3 protein-coding genes are annotated in these 3,459 nt (G+C 63.9%); all 3 read right to left on the reverse strand.

The genetic code is table 11. The features are described 5' to 3' along the window. Nucleotides 1–35: 35 nt before the first annotated feature. A complete protein-coding gene (locus VFO93_RS19190; RefSeq protein WP_325136001.1) occupies nt 36–1,316 on the reverse strand; it encodes a hypothetical protein in 1,281 nt (426 codons plus the stop codon). Beyond that, nucleotides 1,313–2,629 (reverse strand): DUF2851 family protein, encoded by a 1,317-nt coding sequence (locus tag VFO93_RS19195; protein WP_325136002.1) that lies wholly within the window; start codon nt 2,627–2,629, stop codon nt 1,313–1,315. The genes VFO93_RS19190 and VFO93_RS19195 overlap by 4 nt, the downstream gene beginning before the upstream one ends. A gap of 159 nt (nt 2,630–2,788) precedes the next feature. Then, nucleotides 2,789–3,433, reverse strand: a complete 645-nt coding sequence (locus VFO93_RS19200) for an outer membrane lipoprotein carrier protein LolA (protein ID WP_325136003.1) — start codon at nt 3,431–3,433, stop codon at nt 2,789–2,791. Nucleotides 3,434–3,459 lie beyond the last annotated feature (26 nt).

The following is a 3,459-nucleotide window of genomic DNA, read 5'->3' on the forward strand; positions in this document are numbered from 1 at the left end:
ACCACTGCGCCTAGTCCTTACAACAACCTGACCAGTCATTTTGACTTCATTTCTCTGGTCATTTCCTCTTTTCCGCCCTGCAAGCTCAGCCACAGCAGCCAGGGTAGCATGAGGGCGCGGTAGCGGTGCAGCGTACCCAGATTAGGCGTGCTGAGGCCGATGAGGCCCGCCAGCACCAGGCAGTAGAGCAGCAGTGCCAGTACCAATCCGGCCGGCAGCCGGCCCGGCAGCCCGCACGCTACGCGCCAAGCGGCGCGCAGCAACAGCCCGAGCAACAGCAGGTTTTCGAGCCCGGCCACCACGTAGAGCGGCGCGGCCGACTCGCCCAGCCACGGCCGGACCAGCGCCTGAAACGCCGCCACCGGGAAGTGCTCAGCCATACTACCCAGCGTGGGCAGCAGTGTCGAATACGCTAAGTGCGGCCGGCCCACCGACGTCACCAGCCCATGCAAATAATTTTGCCACAACTGGCTAATTACAAAGGCTTGAGAAACCGGCTCGCCGCCCACTGCCACTACCAGCAGCCCAGCTCCCGCCAAGCCAGCAGCTAGCGCTAGCAGCTGCCAGCGCCAGCCGGCCGGCAGCCAGCCGCGCCGCGTGGCCAGCGTGCTGCTCGCCAGTGCCAGCAGGCAGCCCAGCAGCGGCAAAGCGAAGAAATACCGCAGCCGCACGTGCAGCCACATTAGCAGCCCCAGCAGCAGCCAGCCACCCAGCCGCGCACGCCAATCGCCTAGCAGACCATCATGCAATTTACTCAAAACCAACGCTGTAAGCGCCGCACCGCTACCCAGCAGCAGGGCTTCTTTAGTAACGCCCGAGCCCCACCACACCACCGACGGCCACAGCAAAAACGCGACTACCCCCGCCCCCACTGGCGGAGCCGGAAACAGCCGCGCCAGTGTCCGCACCAGCACCCAGCAGCCCACGAAGCTGAAAAAACTCAGGTAGCAGGCATTCAGCGCCGCGCTACCGAGTGAGGCGAAGTTGAGCAGGCCTAGTATCTTTATAATAAACAGCGTATTAGACCACTGATACATATCCAGCACCTGCGCGCCGGCGTGTAGCTGGTGGCCCTGCCACAGCGCCCAGCCCGCGCCCGGCCGCGCCCAGAACTGGGCCGTAAGCGCCTCGCCCCAGAAACTCATGTAGCGGCTGTCGGGGCCGTGGGGCAGCAGGCCCGCCGCCAGGCGCAAGGCCAGCGCGAGCAGCAGCCAACGGCGCAGGCCGGGCGCGGCGCGGCGATATTCGGCGCGCAGCCAAACAGCTAAACCAGCGAGCAGCAGCGCATTCAGCAGCAGCGCGATAAGCAGCTTCATCGGCTGGCGCGCATGTGTGCAGGCCCACCGCCCACCAGCCGCCCGCCGATGGCGCAGTGCAGGCAGCGCCGGGGCGCGCAGTAGTTTTTGTGCAGCGCCAGCAAGCCCTGCGAGTCGGCGGCCGTGCGGTGCTCAAACCCCAACTCCTGGTACAAGTCGGTGTACTGGTTGTGCTCGGCGGGCAGCTGGCTTAGCAGCGTAATGGTGCTTTCGACCAACTCGGGCTGGCCGGTGTAGCGGGCGTAGGCCACGCGCAGCGGCACCACTACATTGATAATCAGTAGCTCGACACTACTCTTGCCCAGCCCCGGCACCTTGCCCGGCCGCCCCGGCCGAAAGTGCGTCTGCCAGTACGCCGGGGCCGGCGCGCCAGCAAAAAACTCAGTCAGTGCCGCTACGCTTTGCGCCGTGAGCAGGGCGTCGAACAGCGCCGGGCGGCGGTGTAGCAGCCCCACTAGCTGCCCCAGCCGCACGGCCGGGAAATTAGCCGGCCGCAGGCGCAGGTAGTTCCACTCGTGGGCGGCCAGGGCCGCCGCGCCCAGGCCGTATTTGTGGCGCAAGAACTCGTGCTCCTGCCGCCGGTCGGCCAGGTAGTCGTCGCCGGCCGTTTCATCGTTTTCGACCAGAAAGCCGGCCTGGCCGAACAGCAGCGCTTCGAGCTGGCGCGCGTCGTGGCGGTGGCGGCGCAGCACGGGCAGCGGCACGGCCTTGGCGAGGCGGGCCAGCGGCTCGCTGTTTTTCTGGAAGCCGAAGGCCGCCATCAGGGCGTGGTAGGCGGTGGCCTCCCAGTCGTCGCCGAGGTGCTGGTGCAGGGCGGCGATTACTTCGGCTTTTTGCTCTACGCGCTCCAGCAGGGCGCGCTCAGTCATCATGGTTCTTACCAATTGCGGCACCTGGGGCAGCAGCGGGGCGCAGGGCAGCGCGGCGGCGGGCGGGGCGGCTACCAGCGCCTCGTAGCGGGCCAGCAGGTCGGGCGCGAGGCGCGGAGCCAAGGCCAGGGCCGGAATGAGGCTGCCGTTGGTACGCTGCACGTCGGCATCGGCGGTATGCACTACGTGCAAGATTACCTGGTCGTACTTCTTGTCCGTCTGGTGGTTGTGGCGCTGCCAGTCGCTGGCCCGCAGGTGTATTTCGACGGCACCGTTCCATTCCACGTCGCCCAGGCGCAAGCGGGCGTTCAGGAAGTCGGGGCCGGCATCGGCATTGCGCTGGCCGGGGCGCAATACCTGGATTTCCTCGCCGCTGGTGGTGCGCAGGTCGGTTTTGTCGAAGTACTGGTGCTGCCAGACGTAGTGCAGAAAATCTTCGCGCATAAAAGTGTGCGGTAAGCTGTAGCTGGCACCGCAGGGCCATAAAGAAACCGGCTAATCGGCACAACAGTAGCACAGCGCGTAAAAATAAAACGGCCCACTCGGTGAGAGCGGGCCGTTTTGAACAAATTACTACGGCAAGCGAAAGCTTACCGCACGTACTCAGCGCAAGTCCACGACTTTCACGCCGGGGTGCGCGGCCTTGTTGAAGGCAAACGAGGTAGTCGTGACGGGTACGTTGGCTTTGAAGTTCTTGAGAGTGAACGTAGTGCGGGTGCCGTTCTTCTTGAACGTCTTTACGCTCTTGATGGACTTGTCGGCTTGGCTCACCAGAATCTGCACCTTAAACACGTCGTTCGTCTTGTTTTCGGGCGTCAGCTCAATCTGGTCGTAGGTTACGCCGCCTTCCTTTACGGGCTTGAGCATCTGGTACTTGTAGCCTTTTTTGTACATGGTGTACATCTGGGCCGGCGACATATCCTGGTTGGTCGGGTCGGCGTCAGCGATGTTAACCTCGTTCTCGTTTTTGAGGTAGGTCCAGGTGGTTTTGCCGTCGTTGATAACCTCCTGGCCGCTAGCGACGAGGTGGTATTTCTGGCCGCTCACTGTGATGTCGCCGGTGATATTCTGCTTGAGCTTGGCGGCGGGGTTTTCCAGCGTTTGGGTAAAGCCGGCCTGAAACGACTTGAGGGCCGTGTACTTAGCGCTCACGGCGTCGAGGATTTTGCCGGCCTGGGGGTCTTGCTGGGCGGCGGCGGGCAAAGCCAGGGTAGCCGCGAGCGCCAGCAGCGAAAATTTCGGAGTCATGGGTAAAAAGCCCGGCGCATTGGGGC

It is taken from the genome of Hymenobacter sp. (assembly GCF_035709525.1).
Classification (GTDB): Bacteria; Bacteroidota; Bacteroidia; order Cytophagales; family Hymenobacteraceae; genus Hymenobacter.

Excerpts from the sequence above, each read along its gene's own strand:
- VFO93_RS19200 (WP_325136003.1), bottom strand. The coding sequence starts at position 3,433 with ATGACTCCGAAATTTTCGCTGCTGGCGCTCGCGGCTACCCTGGCTTTG.
- VFO93_RS19195 (WP_325136002.1), bottom strand. The coding sequence starts at position 2,629 with ATGCGCGAAGATTTTCTGCACTACGTCTGGCAGCACCAGTACTTCGAC.
- VFO93_RS19190 (WP_325136001.1), bottom strand. The coding sequence starts at position 1,316 with ATGAAGCTGCTTATCGCGCTGCTGCTGAATGCGCTGCTGCTCGCTGGT.